Raw genomic sequence first — 15310 nt, forward strand, 5'->3', positions numbered from 1 at the left:
ACGAATGCGAAAACCCGCCCCACTGACCGCGACTGTCTCTGCCACTTGCGGCGCACTGCTGATGCTCACATCCTGCGGAACGCAGCAGGCGAACGGCGGCACTTCGTCGACCGCCTCCCCCGCCTGCGGAGCGGAACCCATAGGCGACCCCTCAGAGCTGAAGCGGGACGGGGTGGAGATCACCGGAGTGGGCGGCGGAGCGGGCGCCTGTGCCCAGTTCGAGGTGACCAACGAGGGGACCGAGCCCCTCACGTACACGGTCACCCTCACCTTCCTGTCGCCGTCGGGCGAGGCGCTGGCGAACCCGAAGGAGACCGTACGGTCCGTCAAACCGGGCGCCAAGGTCCGCCGTACCGTAGCCGCGAGCGACCTGACGGCCGACGTGACGGGCGGCGCGGCGCGCGTACGGATCCTCCAGGTACGGAGCGTCCCCACCACCGAGGAGCCCAGGACCGGCGGCGCCTGCCCGCCCTCGGGGGTGCGGCTGTACGCGGACCAGGGCGACGCCGCCATGGGCCTGCGCGTCGTGGGCCTGCGCCTGGAGAACTGCGGCACCCGCGACTATCCCCTCAACGGCTACCCCGAAGTCCAGCTCCTTGGCGAGGACCACGCCCCCGTCACCGGCGTACGGGTCCTGGACGGCAACGCGGGCATAGCCACCGGCACCGGCGCCGACGCCCCACCCACCCCCCTGACCCTGACCCCCGGCGCCCGCGCCCACGCAACCCTGGTCTGGCGCAACACCACCGAGGCGGGCCAAGACCCCGTACACGCCCCATACGCCCGAATCCACGCGAAACCCGGCACCGCCCCGGTAACGGTCACCCCAGAATTCGACCTGGGCACCACGGGCAAACTGGGCGTCGGCCCCTGGCAACTCCTGGACGAGGGTGAGGGACGCGCGCGTCCGTAACGGTGACGCCCCAGGGGTGCCGGGCCGACTGCCCCGCCGTCAGCGCACGTCGACGTAGTCCGCCGCGCCGACAGCGGTGCCGGTCGTGGTGTTGCCGTTGTACTTCCACCTGTAGTAACCGTCGACAGAGGCCGTGACGGTGGCCTTGAGCGCGCCGGTGCTGCTGGTGGTGGCCTTCTTGACCGTCTTGTACGAGTCCGTGCCCTTGGCGCGGAACTGGAGGCTGACCGTACGGGCGCCGTAGGCGTTGTACTTCTTCGTGCTCCAGTTCGCCCGGGTCAGCTTGCCCGTGACGGTGATCTTCTTGCCCTTGGTGACCGGTTCCGGTGTGGCATCGGCGGTGGTGACCTTGGCGGCGCGCTTGAGACGGACGGTCTGGGACCGTGTCTGGTGCTCCGCCGCCTTGAGGCCGCCGCTGTCCTTGAACAGGCGGAGCGACACGGCGACCTTCCACGTGGCGGCGTTGCTGTTGGTGTGGACCTGGTCCCGGGTCGGGTGCGGGTCGATGTAGAGGTAGCCCTCGCAGCGAGCACGCCTGGAGCTGATCTCGTAGCAGGTGTAGCCGCCCGGCCCGATGTAGTTCTTTCCGTTGCCGGCCGCCGCGTTCAGGCTGCCGCGGTAGAGGAAGGGATACGCGTCGTAGCGGTGGGGGTCGTCTGTGCTGTAACCGGACGGCAGAGTGATGTTGAAGGTGAGAGGCGGCCTCACCACCTTCGACGTGCCGACCACGATGGGCTTGATGTCGTTGATGACGATGTCCGACACGGTGATGCCGGTGTCCGCCGCCTGGGCCGCCGGAGCGTTGAGTACCGAGACCCCCAACGCCCCCACGAGCGCTGCCGCCGCGATGGTTCGTCTGCCTGTCTTCATTCACACCTCTTCGGAGGAGCCGACACGAAAGGCGACAGGCTACCAACTGACGTGACCATGTCTGCTCCGGGATTCCCGGGAGCGGAGCGGACGTCCGGGGTCGTACCACTACCGGGGACGGTTGACCGCGCGGCCGACCGTCCCCAAGCCCCCAGGAGGGTCTATCCGATAGTGGGGCTTCCCTTTCTCAGCCAGGTGACGAGAGATTCCCACTCCGCCAACTCGTGTTTGTATGTACTGAATTGCTCCACCGGCCGCACCCCGGACAGGGCATTGCGGCTGACGCAATACAGACACGGGCACAAGCCGTCCCGGCGGGGAACGCCGGGAAACCCCAGCCCGGACCCGAGAACCAGGCGTATCAGAAGCCAGCTGCGGCGCGCGACACTACGGCTGCGCTTCACCGCTTCCCGCCGACGCTGTCGTTGACCTCGGAGTGCCGCAGCAGCGCCCACACCACCTTGCCGACCCCGTGGCGGTCAGCCGCAACCCATGAGTCCGCGAGGGCCTCGACAATGACGAGCCCACGCCCCTCGCAAGCGTCATCGCCCACCACCCGCCGCCGCTCCGGCCGTACGGAACAAGCGTCGTGCACCTCAATGCGCAACCCCTCCGCAACCAGGGAGAACCGGGTCTTGATCTCCCGCCCCGGCGCCACCTGCGCATGCCGCACAGCATTGGTGACCAGCTCCGAAAGCACGAGCACAGCCGCCTCCTCCACCGCGCCCAGCCCCCACAACGCCAACGTCTTCCGTAACTCCGCTCGCGCCGGCCCGACGGACCGCGCGTGCCGCTTCCACCGGCACACCACCGGAGCGCGACTCACCGCGCCACCCCCACACCGTGCGCCGCGACCCACGCGTCCCGCAGCCGCTCACGCCGCCGCTGCTCCGCCCGCTCCCACCCGCACTTGTGCACGAACATCACCGCCGGGCGGAGCGCCTGCGGCCTCTGGCGTACGACGGGCGCCGGCCGGGGCACGGGCGCGGGCCGACGGTACCTTTCAGTTGTCGGCCAGTCACGTAACAGTGACTTGAGGACGCGAACGATAAGGTTCACCACGTCTGACGCTCCTTTGAAACGTTGGACCACGCCCCCGGACCCAGCACGGGGTCTTCGGGACGAAGCCGGCACAGCGCCTTGATGTGGCCCTGCTCGCGGGTGGAGTTCGAGCGGGTCGCGGGGGGCGGCAACGTCATGACGGCACCCACCGTGCGGCGGCGAAGGCTCGGCTTGGAGCTGAAGCGGCTGCGCGAGAACGCCAAGTTGACGCTTGAGGATGTGGGGAACCAATCGGGTCTCAGCGCGTCCAAGATCTCCCGCATCGAGAGCGCCACCCGAGGCGCCCGGACGGCGGACGTGGAACGCCTCCTCGGGATTTACGGCGTGACCGACAGGGACAGCGACCTCGCGAAGTTCCTTCTGATACTGGCCAGGGACGGCGGAAAGCGCGGATGGTGGCAGACGTACGATCTCTCGCCGGTCTACGCCGACTTGATCGGGCTGGAAGCCGACGCGTCCTCGGTGAACACCTTTGAGCCGCTACTCATCCCGGGGCTCCTCCAGACAGCCGCATACGCACGAGCCGTTATCGGGGCTATGAGCATGACCGCGACGGACGAGGAGATCGCACCGCTGGTGGAGGTGCGCATGGCCCGGCAGTCCACGCTGACGCAACCCCAGCCATTGAAGCTCCGGGCGATCATCCACGAAGCGGCGCTGATGGCCAGGACTCCCGATCCGGGCGTGATGCGTGATCAGATGCAGAGACTTCTCGATCTGGCGGTGTACCCACATGTGGGAATCCAAGTACTGCCACTGGGGGCCGAGTTGAATCCCGGTGGCGGCGGAGGCTTCACCACCCTGGGCTTCGGGCAACCCGGACTTGACGTGGTGCTGCTGGAACACCTCGACAGCAGTCTCTACATCGAGGAGCCGACAGAGGTGGAACGCTACGCGGAAGCGTACGAGCGGTTGACAGCCTCGGCCCTGCCGTTCGACGAGTCACTGTCCCTCATCGCGAGCAGGAAGGGCACATCAGCATGAGCATATTCATCCCTGATGCCACGGCGCTGGACGTCGAGTGGCGCAAGTCCAGCCACAGCGGCTCCAACAGCAACTGCGTGGAGACCGGCGTGTGGATGGCCGGCGTGGTCGTCCGCGACAGCAAGAACCCCCATGCACCCGCAGTCCCCTTCGCTCACCCAGCGTGGGCAGCCTTCACCGCCGAGGTCAAGCGTTCTCTCTGAACCCGCTCCCGCAGTGGCACGAGGCGGGGCGGGTTGACCCGGTCTTCCCGGTCCGGTGTGCCTCCCCAGCCGGTCTCGATCGGCTGGGGAGGCGGATAGCGATCAGGCCACATCCTTGGTGATGAGACGCGCGGCCCACTCCAGGGCGGCCATGATGTGCTCTGGCTGGAGTCCGGCGTGCGGGTCCGGTTCGATCAGCAGGGTCGGGACTCCGGAGGCGGTGCGGTCGGCGGCCCACCGGTGGTCAAGAGCGGTGAAGTCGTCGTCGATCCAGACGGCCGGGGCCGGGCCGAGCCAGTCGGCGACGTGGTCGCGTTTCCACAAGTAGCCGTCGGGGTGGCTGGTGGTGAGCGGCAGGCGGGGCAACTCAATGTGCTCAAAGGCGGGCAGGTTGAGGAGGGGACCGATCAGGCCCGGTGCGTCGGCGCGCCAGCTGGTGCACCACGCCGGACGGACGAGGCCGGTGCTGAGGGCATTGGCGATCAGCGGCCCGTGCGTGTGATTGAGCCAGACCCGGATCGGGTCGGGGTAGCCGGCCAGGTGGACCTGGTGGCGGGTGTGGGTCACCGGGGTGGACCTGTCGGCGGCGGGAAACGGGATCAGTACCCCGTCTATGTCCAGCAGCAGATACGGAATCTGGTGCATCGGTCTCTCCCGAAGTGGGTTGTCAGGGCTTCCGCGCGCTGATGAGGAGCGTGGTGGGCCGGTGGACATCGGCCGGGGCGTGGAGGTGCTGCACGTCGGTGACCAGCAGTCCGCAGCGGTTGAGGGCGCGGGCCCATGCGGCGGGGGCGATCTCCCACCGCTCGACGGTGGCGGTGGCGCCGTCGGGCAGGGCCACCGTGTCGCGGGTGCGTGGACTGCGGGGGATCGTGCCGGTCCGCTGCGGGTGTGGCACGCAGAAGACGAGGACGCCGCAGTGGGTGAGGCGATGCGAGCACGCTCCGAGGATGTGGGACGGCTCGGTCGTGCCGATCGCGCCGAATACGGAGAAGATGGCGTCCAGGCGGCCGGTGTCCCGGCTGAGGTGGAGGGTCGCGTCGGCGTGTACGAACGTGGCCCCGGTGTGCCCGTAGTGGGCGATGGCGCGGCGGATCTGGCCGGCCGAGCGGTCCACACCGACGGCGGTGGCTCCGGCGGCGGCGAGGTGTGCGGTGTTGTGGCCGGCGCCGCAGCCAAGCTCCACGATCCGGCGGCCGGCCAGGTCCCCGCCGCCCAGAATCTCGGCTGCGGGGCCGATGCCGGGGCGCTGGGTCCATTCCATCCGGGCGGGTGGCTTCAGGGGCCCTGCCGGGTGCTGCGTGAACCGGGCGGCGGCGTGGGCGTCCCAGACATCCATGTCACGGCTCCAGGAGTTGCACGGCCGTCTTCAGGTGGCGGCGGACGACGTTGACGTACGCCTCGTCCTTGGACGCGTCGTTGATCCAGCGAAGAGACTGCTCCATGAACCACTCGACAGCCCAGACGCGGTGCCAGCCGAGGGCCCAGCTCTCCGGGGCGAGGCCGCCTCGCCCGGCCAGCGCGCTCGGGTGGCCGCCTGCGGCTACGTACGCCTCGATGAGACGGCGGAGCCGGTCGGGGTCGGTGACGTCGACGGTGCCGTGCCAGGAAGCGAGATCGAACAGGCCGGGTCCGTTGAACGCGCGGGCGAAGTCCAGCAGACGCCACCCGTTCTCGCCGATGTGGAGGCTGGTGGGGTGGAACTCGGAGTGCACCCAGCCCCACGGGGCGGTGGTGGCGCCCTCGGCACGCTTGGCAGCGGCTCCTGCGAGGGCGTTCAGCGCGGCGGCGATGTCGTCCGTGTCGCCGGTCCACCGGTTCCTGTTCCGCAGGCGACGCAGGTGGTCGAGGGCCAGAGCAGGGAGGGCGGTGAGGGTGCCGTCGTCGAGAACGGGCAGCATCGACGCCGGAGAGGCGCCGTGCAGGGCGACGGCCGACGCGATGCCGTCGGTGTCCTCGGCCTCGCGGACGGGCTCGCCCAGGTCCTCGATGACCATGCCGAGCACACCGTCGCGGACGATCGAGCCGATGACGGCGGGCACCGGGATGCCGGCCTGGCCGGCCGCGCGCAGGATCCGGTCCTCGCCGGTGAACGGCTCGGTGGCGAACTTGTAGATCGCGGTGGTGCCGTCGGGGAAGGCGATGCGCTCCACGCCGGACAGCGACCACACGCGCATGGGTACTCGGGTGGGCTGCGGCAGTCCGGTACCGGAACAGAGATCGGCCAGGAGGGCGGTGATGAGCTGGGGGTCCACGGGCAGGCTCCGAATGGGCGGGAGGGGAAAGGGGGAGGGGCTGGGGCGGGCGGTCCGGGGCGGTGGCGCCTGCCACCCCGGACCGGTGGGTCAACGCCTGGGTCAGGAGGCGGTCACGCGGTACGACTCGACCTGCTGGATCCACTCGGCCTTCATCCCGGCGAGTTCCACGCCGAAGTTGGCCATCGAGGTGCCGTAGGCGGCGACGACTCCGCCGGACTGGTCGGGGGCGGACTGGCAGCCGTGGACGAGCCGGCCGCCGAGCGCGGTGTGGGCCTTGATGCCCTCGATCCGGCGGTGCTCGTTGAACCAGGCCCCGTGGTAGACCTCGTCGAGCATCTGGCCGTCCTCCTCGGAGAGGTCGAAGACGACCCCGGTGGCGGAGGGGAAGAACCAGCACGGCCCGACGTTGGAGATGTGCCCGTCCAGCTCGACCTTGTTGAGGGCCATGAAAGTCGCGGCCTCGCGGAGCATCCGCAGGTGTTCGGCGGTGATTTTCGACAGCCCCAGAGTGGCCAGGTGTTCGTCGCGGAACAGGTAGGAGTAGACCCGGTGGGCGATGGCCAGGACCTCGCCCGCGTCGCTGGTCGAACGGCCGTGGGCCTTCACGAAGTCCAGGGCGATTTGCTCGACGGCCGATGTCTCGGTCTCCTCGGCATGCAGCAGACCGGAGTTGACGGTCTCCCAGTCGATGACGAGCCAGGAGCTGTTCTCGAAGCGGAAGAAGTATGTCTCCGGGTCGATCGCGATGTGCCTGCCGTCCACAGTGATGCCGGGCAGACGGTTCCATCGCTGGTCGAACGCCTCGGGCAGTTCGACCGTGATCGTCGTCTTGGCGACGGTGGTGGTCACCTGGGTCTCCGTTCCGGATGGGGCACCCTGGAGGGTGCCGCGCGGCTTGGCCGGCCGTCCCGGATCGGGGAAGTCCTGTCTCGTCCGGGGCGGCTCGAAGACCACAGTGCCGTCCCGGAGGGCGCCCCATCCGCAGCCCGGCTGCGAGCCCGCAGCCGAATTGGGGCCGGGTCTAGACCTGTTTGGTCAGAGAGATGCCAAGGAGCGCTTCCATCTGCGAGATCGTGCTCGCAGGGTTCTCCGCGAGGATCGTGGCGATGCCGAGTTCTTCCGCCGGAGACAGGTTGCGGGCGGTGTCGTCGACGAACACGCAGGCTTCACCCGGCAGTTCCATGAGGTTGAGCATGATCTCGTAGATCTCGGGATCGGGCTTGCGCATCTTGTAGTGCTCGGAGATCAACACCACGTCGTAGTTCACGGCCAGGTCGTAGCCGTCGTAGACGTTGTACGGCTCCATCCCCAGGCTGTTGGAGAAGATCCCGAGCTTCACCCCTGCGGCGCGTGCGGCCTGGGCGGCGGCGATGACCGACGGCTCCGGGTGCAGGTCTTGCAGGACCCGGCCGAGCAGGTTGGTGCCTTCGATGCCGAGCAGCGCTGCCGTCCCTTTGTTCCACTCGGCCTGGGTGACCGTCCCGCGTTCCAGATCCGCGTAGAGGGCGCTACCCGCCGGGTCCTTGGCGATGACGGACAGGAATGTGCCCTCCGGCAGGCCGGCCCGCAGGTCGAAGGCGCGAGCGCACGCTGCGACGCCGGTGGTCAGCACTCCGCCGAAGTCGAGAATCAAGCCCGTGCGGTGGATCATGCGGTGCTCCCTGCGGTCCTGAGGAAGGTTCGGGTGTCGATCAGGTGCTCGCCCAGGCTGCGGACCGCGGCGGTACGGTTCGGCCGTAAGGCTCGGTGCAGCTCGGACACGCGCCGAAGCGTTTCGCGATGCTGGACCTTCTCGACCAACTCCAGTGCTGCCTGGCCGTCCGCGCACGCCGCCTCGACGTGGTTCGCGCCGGCGTTGGCCTCGGCCCGGGAGATGTAGGCGGTGCACCGGTGCCGCAGCATCTCCGGTGCGAGCCGGTCGATCGCCTTGTCCAGGGACGGCAGGGCGTCGCCGTAGCGGCCCAGCCGCACTAGATGTATTAACCACGAGCGTTGTTGACGGTCGGTGACGGGCTGCCGACGATGGAGTCCGCGTTGGCGGCGATCCAGCCGGTGAGCGGCAGCAGGTGCTCGACGAGGTCGCGCCCGAGTGGAGTGAGGGAGTATTCGACGCGCGGCGGTACCTCGGGATGCGAGGTGCGGGTGACGAAGCCATCGTCCTGGAAGGTGCGCAGGTTCTGGTTGAGCATCTTCTCGCTGATGCCGTCCACGGCGGTGCGCAGTTCGCCCCAGCGCAGGGTCGAGCGGTACAGCCCAAGCAGAATCAGTACCCCCCATCGGCTGGTGACGTGATCGAGGACGGTCCGCGTTGCACAGTCGCGCCGGAAGGTGACGGGAAGCTCGCCCGGAGTGTTCATAGGATCGCTCATCTTCCAAATCTTACCTAAAAGTGGGTACCACCCGAGTGGAATGTGACCTGTTCGCGGGGCGTTGATCCGGATACAAGGGCCCAAGCGGTGCATGAACGAGTCGCAACGGCGCGACCGGACATGCGGCGCGTGCTGGCCATTGCGACCCTGAAGACCACGTGTCGGCGCATGCCTGCGCCGCCCGGAAAGTAAGGACAGCCGAACCATGAAGCTGACCAAGAACACCCACTCCTCCGTCCGCCTGGAGAAGGGCGGCCGCGCCCTGGTGATGGACCCGGGTCTGTTCGGCAAGCCGGAGGAGGCGGCCGGCGCCAATGCCCTGCTGGTCACGCACGAACACCCCGACCACTTCAATGCCGACCTGGTGCGCTCCCTCATGGAGTCCAACCCCGCCCTCGAACTGTGGAGCCAGGCCACGGTCACCGAGGCCCTCTCTGCGGCGTTCCCCGGCCGCGTCCACACAGTCGGCAACGGCGACGCCTTCATCGCAGCTGGCTTCGACGTCAAGGTGTACGGCGAGTACCACGGCGCCATCCACCGCGACCTGCCCAAGAGCCAGAACGTCGGCTTCCTCATCGACGACGCGATCTTCCACCCCGGCGATGCACTCACCGTGCCTGACCGCGCCGTCGAGACACTGCTGTTCCCGATTGTCGCCCCGTGGAGCAAGTCCGAGGAGGTCGTGGACTACATCCGCGAGGTCAACCCGACCCGCACCATCGACGTCCACAACGGCCTCCTGGGCCCCGCCGGAGACATGATTTTCGGAAAGGTCATTGAGACCCTGACCAAGCCCGAGACCGCCCACCTTGCGATCGGCGAGGACATCAACGCCTGACCCGCGATGACGCTGCCCGGATGCGGCCGCACTCCACGCCGCACCCGGATCAGACTCTGGTGCGTCACTCCAACTTGGCACACGTTCAACATTCGGTGTCCCCCTCCAGGAACCCGCCGAACTCGTCGCCGACGTGCGCGCCTTCCTCCAGACAGCGTGCTGAACCCATGCACGGCGGCCGCCCCTGGATCAGGTGGCGGCCGCCGGTGTCCGCACCCGCCCCGCATCACCGCGAAGGTCCTCGTGTCTCATCCCCATGCCCGGCTGACCGTCCACGGCAGACGGCTCCTGATCGACCGGGTTCGGGCCGGCCGACCCGTCGCCCACGTCGCCGAAGAGATGGGCATCTCCCGCGCCACCGCCCACAAGTGGGTACGGCGCTGGCGCGACGAAGGCGACGCCGGACTCTACGACCGCTCCAGCCGACCCCGGACGACGCCGCACCGAACCCCTGCCGACGTCGAAGCCCAAATCTGCCAGCTGCGGCGCGAACGGAAACTCGGCCCCGCCAGGATCGGTCCCATCCTGGGCATGCCTGCCTCCACCGTCCACCGCGTCCTGACCCGGCACCAAATGAACCGCCTGCGCTGGATGGACCGGCCCACCGGGCAGATCATCCGCCGTTACGAACGCTCACGCCCTGGCGAGCTGGTCCACGTCGACATCAAGAAACTCGGCAACATACCCGACGGCGGAGGGCATCGGATCATGCCCCGGCAGCAGGCAAACGGCAACCGGCAGGCCACCACCGACGCGCGCAGGGGCGGCAGCCCAGTGATCGGCTACAGCTTCGTGCATACAGCCATCGACGATCACTCCCGACTTGCGTACAGCGAGGTTCTGGCCAACGAACGCAAGGAGACCGCCGCCGCTTTCTGGGAGCGCGCCAACACCTTCTTCGCCGAGCACGGCATCACCGTCGAGCGCGTCCTCACGGACAACGGCTCCTGCTACAGATCCCGCCTGTTCGCCCAGACCCTCAGCGCCGCCAACATCATCCATAAACGCACGCGTCCCTATCGCCCGCAGACGAACGGCAAGGTCGAGCGCCTGAATCGCACCCTGCTTGACGAGTGGGCGTACGTGCGTCCTTACTCCAGCAACACCGAGCGCACCGAGGCCCTTGCGGACTTCCTCCACACCTACAACTACCACCGGTGCCACACTGCACTCGGTGGTCAACCGCCAATCAGTCGCGTCAACAACCCTGCGGGTCAATACAACTAGATCACTGCCCTCGTAGGCGTCCGCCTTCGACAGGTCGAACCACGCGATGCCACCCCAGCGCTCGTCATCCATCGGGCCCGACAGCAGCGAGCGGGACTCTTCGAGCGAGGAGCCGAAGCCGTGCTCATCACCGGTCGAGGCGTACATCTCGGAGGCGACCGCGTGCGTCCAGGCCACCATCCGCCGTGAGGCCCCGCGCTGGGCGTGGTCCACGGCCGCCAGCGCGTAGTCCAGTCCACTCTCCGGATCACCGCCGTAGGAGCGGGTGAAGGCCCGGCCGCCGAGGATCAGCGCGGCTGTCTCCGGACTGCCGATCTCCTTCGCGATCTCGAACCCCAGATCCATGTAAGCCTCCGCCCTCTGGCGGTCACCCAGGTCCAGGGCGAGCAGACAAGCCGCGAGTGCGGCCATCTCCGCCATATGCGCGAGCAGCGAGTTCCGCAGCTCAGCGGGCTGCTCCTTGGGCCGCAGCGACATGACCAGGTCGATGTGGCCGTGTGCCACTGGCACCAACGAGGAGGCGGGAAAGGACTTGTAGGAGCGGCGGTGGGCGGCGCCGATGGATCGCAGCTCGGCCACGGCTTGTCGGTCCACCGTGCCACGGGGCGGGTCGCCCACCCGGGCCTGGGCATCCGGAGAAAGCCCCGCGAGAGCCGTCGTCAGGCCGGCGAGAGCACCGAGGTTGAACGTACGTCGGAGCACAGCATCTGAGCTTTCCGCATCGGGCCCTGCAATGCGTGGTGAAGGCAGGCAGGGGATGTGTGATCTGTGTGACGGCACGTCAAGATCCGCCGCCGAGTACCTCACGTCGAACGCCAGTAAATGTGGCGTTGACTCCCCCAGCAACCCGGCCAGCCGATCAGCGGTCTCTACGCTGTCGAGGGCCAGGACACCCCGCTCCACTTGGGACACCCACGATTCGGAGCGTTCGACCCGGTCCCCGAGAAAGCTCTGTGACCACCCCTTACGTCTACGCGCCTTGCGGATGCGCCCGCCGATCACCGCGTCGATCTCCGTCACTGGCCTCTCCCGTCGCCCGCGGTCGAGTCGCTGCCGACGGCAACCGTACGGCGGGGGGACTTCCGTCGGCAGGGGAACGACGGGGCTGTGCCTCGACCGGGCTAACCGACGTGGTGGGACGGGGGGCCGACGTGGGGCGGTGTCCGTGGTCCCGGCCCGCCCCCGCGTCGCCGGCGTCAGTCCAGGTGGGGGAGGTGGTGGCCGAGGCGTTCGCGCTTGGTGCGGAGGTAGGCGATGTTCTCCTCGCGGGGCGGGATCAGGAGGGGGACCTCTTCGGCGATCTTGACGCCGTAGCGGAGCAGCGCCGCGCGCTTGAGGGGGTTGTTGGAGAGCAGGCGTACGGAGCTGACGCCCAGGTCGTGCAGGATCTCGGCCGCCACGCGGTAGTCGCGGGAGTCGGCCGGCAGGCCCAGGGCGAGGTTGGCCTCCACCGTGTCGAGGCCCTCCGCCTGGAGGCGCATGGCCTTGAGCTTGGCGAGCAGGCCGATGCCGCGGCCCTCGTGGCCCCGGAGGTAGACGAGGACGCCCCGGCCCTCGGCGGCGATGGCGCGCAGCGCGGCCGAGAGCTGGTCGCCGCACTCGCAGTGGCGGGAGCCGAAGGCGTCGCCGGTGAGGCACTCGGAATGGAGACGGGTAAGCGCCCCGTCGCCCGCCACATCGCCGTACACCAGGGCTATTTGCTCGTCGCCGAGAATGAGGTCCCGGTATCCGACGGCCAGGAATTCGCCGTACTCGGTGGACAACTGGACATCCCCCGCGCGTTCGATGCCCGGTGCGGTCACGATGTCGTCGTGGTGCGTGTCATTGCTGTCCGTGGTGATCTGCGTCATATCCGGTACCCCCGGCGGTGTGTGCGTAGAGAGGAATGGGTGGAAGGGCGGCGGTTGTTGGCCGCCGGACCGCTGTCTGCTGATGTGCGTGGCGTTCTGATCGCGTTCTGCCGCGTACCGTCGTTCGGTGGATCTTTTCCGCGTAGCCTGCTCCGGTGAGCACGTACAGCAGAGAAACCACAGAGGACGTAAAGGCCGCGAACGCCACTGTCGCCGTGCTGCCCGTCGGCAGCTTCGAGCAGCACGGACCGTACCTCCCGCTCGCGACCGATACCGTCGTCGCCTGCGCGATAGCCGAGGAGATAGCCGCGGCCCACCCGGTGCGGCTCCTGCCGCCGCTGACCGTCTCCTGCTCGCACGAGCACGAGGACGCGGCCTGGCCCGGAACGGTCAGCATTTCCGCCGCGACTCTCCACGCCGTTGTGCGCGACATCGCGGAATCCCTCCGGAGAGCCGGAATCGACCGCCTTGTTCTGATCAACGGACACGGCGGGAACTACGTACTGCGCAACGTGGTCCAGGAGTCCGCCGGTACGGGTACGCGCATGGCGCTCTTTCCCGGATCCGGGGACTGGCAGGCGGCCCGGGAGCGGGCGGGAGTACGTACCTCCTCGCACGCCGATATGCACGCGGGAGAGGTGGAGACCTCCATCCTGCTCCACCATTCCCCGGAATTGGTACGCCCCGGATATGGGACCGCGGACCATCTCGCCGACGAACGGCCGCATTTGCTCACGCTCGGTATGCGGGCCTATACGGAGTCCGGTGTCATCGGGCGCCCGTCCCTCGGCTCCGCCGAGAAAGGAAAGGAATTGCTCGCCGGCCTTGCGGATTCCTTCGCCGCGTATCACTCGCTGCTCACGTCTGGGGATTTCCGTTGAGTCCAAGCCCAAGCCCGAGCCCATTGAGTCATGTTGATGCTGCCACCGCCTGGACGTTGCTCCTTGGCATCCGCACCCCGGCCGACGCCGACGCGGCCGGGCTGGTCCCGGACTCCGCCGGAGAGCGCCGCTGGCGCGACGCCTCGCCCGAGGCGCACCTCCTCGCCGAGCGCTATCTGTCGCTGTGCCTGGCCGGTCCACGGTTCACCTTCGGGCAGTTGGGGCAGAGTCTGGACGGATTCATCGCGAGCCGTACGGGGGACGCCGACTACGTCACCGGCGAGGAGGACCGCGAACATCTGCACCGGCTGCGGGCGCTCGCCGACGCGGTCGTCGTCGGGGCCGGTACGGCCGTCGCGGACAATCCGCGGCTCACGGTCCGCGCCTGCGCGGGCCCGCATCCGGTCCGGGTCGTCATCGATCCGTACCGCCGGGTCCCCTCACGCCACCAGGTGTTCACGGACGGGTCAGCGCCCACGCTGTGGGTGGTGGGCCCGGCTGCCGGCGGCGGCGCCGACAGCGGCGACGGGGAGCGCCGCGAGCGCGGGCAGTGTGAGGGGGAAGACAAGGGGGAAGGAGTAGCGGACGGTCTCGGCGGTACGGCCGGACGGTCCGGCGTCGACGTCCTCGAACTCCCGTCCCACGACGCCTTCGCGCCCCACCGGCTGCTGCGCGCGCTGGCCGACCGCGGTCTCGGCCGGGTGCTCGTCGAGGGCGGCGGCAACACCGTGTCGCGCTTCCTCCACGAGCGGGCACTGCACCGGCTGTACGTCACGGTCGCGCCGGTCCTGCTCGGCGACGGTGTGCCCGGACTGCGCTTCACCGGCCCCGACCGGATGCGCGACGCCCTCCGGCCGCCGGTCCGGCGCGCCCACCTCGGCGAGGACACCCTCTTCGAGCTGGATCTCAGCGGACGTATGGGTACGCGCACGCCTTAGCAGCCTCGCGCAGCCGGGGGCCAGTAGCACCGCGGCCCCCGGCAGGCTCGCCGCGAACGCCAGCACCCCGTACACCACCGCCACCGTCAGCCCCTGGGCCGCGCCGAGCCCCGCCGCGCCGAAGGCCCACGCGGTGGCGCCCTCGCGCGGGCCCCAGCCGCCGACGTTCAGCGGGAGCGCCATGGCGAGCAGCGCGAGGACCATCAGGGGCAGCAGCTCGGCGGCCGGAGCGGTCGCACCGGCGGCCCGCGCGGCCAGCAGGAACGTCCCGAGGTGTCCCGCCAGCACCACGGCCGACGCCAGCGTCACCCCCGGCCAGCACCCACGCGCGAACAGCGCCCGTACGCCGGGTTCTTGGACATCGGGCTCCTGGACATCGGGCTTCTGGATTCCGGCTGACGTACGCGCCTTTCTGCGCCGTACGGTCGCCACCACCGCCAGCGCCGCGCCCGTCACCGCCGCCGCGCCCGCCAGTACGCCCGGCTCCGTCGCCGCGTCGCGCGCCCGCGCCACCGCGGGGGACGGATGGGTGAGCAGCAGTGTCACACCGACCGCGATCAGCACGGCCTGGCCCGCGACCCGTTCGAGGACGACCGCGCGCACCCCGCCGCCGACATCACCGGCGTCGCGTCCGTGCCGTACGGCCCGGTGCACATCGCCCAGCACCCCGCCGGGCAGCGCCGCGTTCAGGAACAGCGAGCGGTAGTAGTCGGCCACGGCCCGCCCCAGCGGCAGCCGGATGCCGAGGCCACGCGCCACCAGGCGCCAGCGCCACGCGCTGAACACCGTGGTGAGCAGGCCGAGTCCGAGGGCGCCGAGCAGGGTCGGGCCGTCGATACCGCGCAGCCCGTCGAGGAACGCGCCGGTGCCCAGCCGCCACATCAGTACGGCGAGGATGACCACCCCCGCGACCATGC

General features: G+C 69.2%; 18 protein-coding genes and 2 pseudogenes. 7 read left to right on the forward strand and 13 right to left on the reverse strand.

The genetic code is table 11. From position 1 onward, the window contains the following. Positions 1 to 61: 61 nt before the first annotated feature. Positions 62 to 913 carry a DUF4232 domain-containing protein gene (locus DVK44_RS17475; RefSeq protein WP_228447215.1) on the forward strand — a complete coding sequence of 284 codons (852 nt, stop codon included), beginning with the start codon at positions 62 to 64 and terminating at the stop codon, positions 911 to 913. Positions 914 to 952: 39 nt separating this feature from the next. On the opposite strand, the gene DVK44_RS17480 is transcribed toward DVK44_RS17475, so the two are convergent. From DVK44_RS17480 to DVK44_RS17490, 3 genes are all read right to left on the reverse strand, one after another. After that, positions 953 to 1783: a hypothetical protein gene (locus DVK44_RS17480; RefSeq protein ID WP_181957477.1), complete on the reverse strand. Its 831-nt coding sequence runs from the start codon at positions 1781 to 1783 to the stop codon at positions 953 to 955. Positions 1784 to 2183: 400 nt separating this feature from the next. Continuing rightward, the gene (locus DVK44_RS17485; protein WP_114660497.1) at positions 2184 to 2642 is read right to left on the reverse strand and encodes an ATP-binding protein; all 459 of its coding nucleotides are present in this window, start codon (positions 2640 to 2642) and stop codon (positions 2184 to 2186) included. Continuing rightward, positions 2606 to 2764 (reverse strand): hypothetical protein, encoded by a 159-nt coding sequence (locus DVK44_RS17490; protein WP_162793581.1) that lies wholly within the window; start codon positions 2762 to 2764, stop codon positions 2606 to 2608. Before DVK44_RS17490 ends, DVK44_RS17485 begins: the two co-directional genes overlap by 37 nt. A gap of 180 nt (positions 2765 to 2944) precedes the next feature. On the opposite strand from DVK44_RS17490, the gene DVK44_RS17495 reads away from it, so the two are divergent. Both DVK44_RS17495 and DVK44_RS17500 read left to right on the forward strand, forming a co-directional pair. Next, entirely contained in the window at positions 2945 to 3829 is an 885-nt protein-coding gene (locus DVK44_RS17495) for a helix-turn-helix domain-containing protein (RefSeq protein WP_228447216.1), read from the forward strand. Next, positions 3826 to 4032, forward strand: coding sequence for a DUF397 domain-containing protein (locus DVK44_RS17500; RefSeq protein WP_114660499.1), 207 nt, complete (start codon positions 3826 to 3828; stop codon positions 4030 to 4032). The genes DVK44_RS17495 and DVK44_RS17500 overlap by 4 nt, the downstream gene beginning before the upstream one ends. A 102-nt stretch (positions 4033 to 4134) precedes the next feature. On the opposite strand, the gene DVK44_RS17505 is transcribed toward DVK44_RS17500, so the two are convergent. The 7 genes from DVK44_RS17505 to DVK44_RS17535 form a co-directional block, all read right to left on the reverse strand. Continuing rightward, positions 4135 to 4677, reverse strand: coding sequence for an HAD domain-containing protein (locus tag DVK44_RS17505; RefSeq protein WP_114660500.1), 543 nt, complete (start codon positions 4675 to 4677; stop codon positions 4135 to 4137). A gap of 22 nt (positions 4678 to 4699) precedes the next feature. Continuing rightward, positions 4700 to 5371, reverse strand: coding sequence for a class I SAM-dependent methyltransferase (locus DVK44_RS17510; protein ID WP_114660501.1), 672 nt, complete (start codon positions 5369 to 5371; stop codon positions 4700 to 4702). Position 5372: 1 nt separating this feature from the next. Then, complete coding sequence (locus DVK44_RS17515) at positions 5373 to 6209, reverse strand: phosphotransferase family protein (RefSeq protein WP_114665219.1); 837 nt, start codon at positions 6207 to 6209, stop codon at positions 5373 to 5375. 180 nt (positions 6210 to 6389) lie between these two features. After that, the gene (locus DVK44_RS17520; protein WP_114665220.1) at positions 6390 to 7139 is read right to left on the reverse strand and encodes a hypothetical protein; all 750 of its coding nucleotides are present in this window, start codon (positions 7137 to 7139) and stop codon (positions 6390 to 6392) included. A gap of 172 nt (positions 7140 to 7311) precedes the next feature. Further along, the gene (locus DVK44_RS17525; RefSeq protein WP_114660502.1) at positions 7312 to 7941 is read right to left on the reverse strand and encodes an HAD-IA family hydrolase; all 630 of its coding nucleotides are present in this window, start codon (positions 7939 to 7941) and stop codon (positions 7312 to 7314) included. Beyond that, complete coding sequence (locus DVK44_RS17530) at positions 7938 to 8261, reverse strand: hypothetical protein (protein ID WP_114660503.1); 324 nt, start codon at positions 8259 to 8261, stop codon at positions 7938 to 7940. The genes DVK44_RS17525 and DVK44_RS17530 overlap by 4 nt, the downstream gene beginning before the upstream one ends. 8 nt (positions 8262 to 8269) lie before the next feature. Beyond that, positions 8270 to 8659, reverse strand: a complete 390-nt coding sequence (locus DVK44_RS17535; RefSeq protein WP_114660504.1) for a winged helix-turn-helix transcriptional regulator — start codon at positions 8657 to 8659, stop codon at positions 8270 to 8272. Between the two features lie 205 nt (positions 8660 to 8864). Between DVK44_RS17535 and DVK44_RS17540 the strand changes: the two genes are divergently transcribed. After that, positions 8865 to 9497: an MBL fold metallo-hydrolase gene (locus DVK44_RS17540; protein ID WP_114660505.1), complete on the forward strand. Its 633-nt coding sequence runs from the start codon at positions 8865 to 8867 to the stop codon at positions 9495 to 9497. A 243-nt stretch (positions 9498 to 9740) separates the two neighbouring features. Then, a complete protein-coding gene (locus DVK44_RS17545) occupies positions 9741 to 10724 on the forward strand; it encodes an IS481 family transposase (protein ID WP_114660506.1) in 984 nt (327 codons plus the stop codon). 843 nt (positions 10725 to 11567) lie between these two features. Here the strand turns inward: DVK44_RS17545 and DVK44_RS37515 are convergent. Together DVK44_RS37515 and ribA are read right to left on the reverse strand one after the other, a co-directional pair. Then, positions 11568 to 11744 (reverse strand): annotated as a pseudogene (locus DVK44_RS37515) (helix-turn-helix domain-containing protein); the annotation flags it as partial. A gap of 176 nt (positions 11745 to 11920) precedes the next feature. After that, complete coding sequence (gene ribA / locus DVK44_RS17565; RefSeq protein ID WP_114660509.1) at positions 11921 to 12574, reverse strand: GTP cyclohydrolase II; 654 nt, start codon at positions 12572 to 12574, stop codon at positions 11921 to 11923. Between the two features lie 155 nt (positions 12575 to 12729). Here ribA and DVK44_RS17570 point away from each other — a divergent pair, with 155 nt between their 5' ends. Together DVK44_RS17570 and DVK44_RS37150 are read left to right on the forward strand one after the other, a co-directional pair. After that, entirely contained in the window at positions 12730 to 13455 is a 726-nt protein-coding gene (locus DVK44_RS17570) for a creatininase family protein (protein WP_114660510.1), read from the forward strand. Positions 13456 to 13673: 218 nt separating this feature from the next. Beyond that, positions 13674 to 14393, forward strand: a complete 720-nt coding sequence (locus DVK44_RS37150; protein ID WP_228447634.1) for a RibD family protein — start codon at positions 13674 to 13676, stop codon at positions 14391 to 14393. A gap of 102 nt (positions 14394 to 14495) precedes the next feature. Here the strand turns inward: DVK44_RS37150 and DVK44_RS37155 are convergent. Further along, positions 14496 to 15308: pseudogene (locus DVK44_RS37155) on the reverse strand (lysylphosphatidylglycerol synthase transmembrane domain-containing protein); the annotation flags it as partial. Between the last annotated feature and the right edge of the window lie 2 nt (positions 15309 to 15310).

The sequence above is a fragment of the Streptomyces paludis genome (assembly GCF_003344965.1).
In the GTDB taxonomy this organism is placed as follows: domain Bacteria; phylum Actinomycetota; class Actinomycetes; order Streptomycetales; family Streptomycetaceae; genus Streptomyces; species Streptomyces paludis.

What these genes read in the sequence shown, in the direction of transcription:
- ribA (WP_114660509.1), bottom strand. Translation starts at nt 12,574, where the DNA reads ATGACGCAGATCACCACGGACAGCAATGACACGCACCACGACGACATC.
- DVK44_RS17515 (WP_114665219.1), bottom strand. Translation starts at nt 6,209, where the DNA reads ATGCGCGTGTGGTCGCTGTCCGGCGTGGAGCGCATCGCCTTCCCCGAC.
- DVK44_RS17525 (WP_114660502.1), bottom strand. Translation starts at nt 7,941, where the DNA reads ATGATCCACCGCACGGGCTTGATTCTCGACTTCGGCGGAGTGCTGACC.
- DVK44_RS17510 (WP_114660501.1), bottom strand. Translation starts at nt 5,371, where the DNA reads ATGGATGTCTGGGACGCCCACGCCGCCGCCCGGTTCACGCAGCACCCG.
- DVK44_RS17540 (WP_114660505.1), top strand. Translation starts at nt 8,865, where the DNA reads ATGAAGCTGACCAAGAACACCCACTCCTCCGTCCGCCTGGAGAAGGGC.
- DVK44_RS17535 (WP_114660504.1), bottom strand. Translation starts at nt 8,659, where the DNA reads ATGAGCGATCCTATGAACACTCCGGGCGAGCTTCCCGTCACCTTCCGG.
- DVK44_RS17505 (WP_114660500.1), bottom strand. Translation starts at nt 4,677, where the DNA reads ATGCACCAGATTCCGTATCTGCTGCTGGACATAGACGGGGTACTGATC.
- DVK44_RS17500 (WP_114660499.1), top strand. Translation starts at nt 3,826, where the DNA reads ATGAGCATATTCATCCCTGATGCCACGGCGCTGGACGTCGAGTGGCGC.
- DVK44_RS17480 (WP_181957477.1), bottom strand. Translation starts at nt 1,783, where the DNA reads ATGAAGACAGGCAGACGAACCATCGCGGCGGCAGCGCTCGTGGGGGCG.
- DVK44_RS17475 (WP_228447215.1), top strand. Translation starts at nt 62, where the DNA reads ATGCTCACATCCTGCGGAACGCAGCAGGCGAACGGCGGCACTTCGTCG.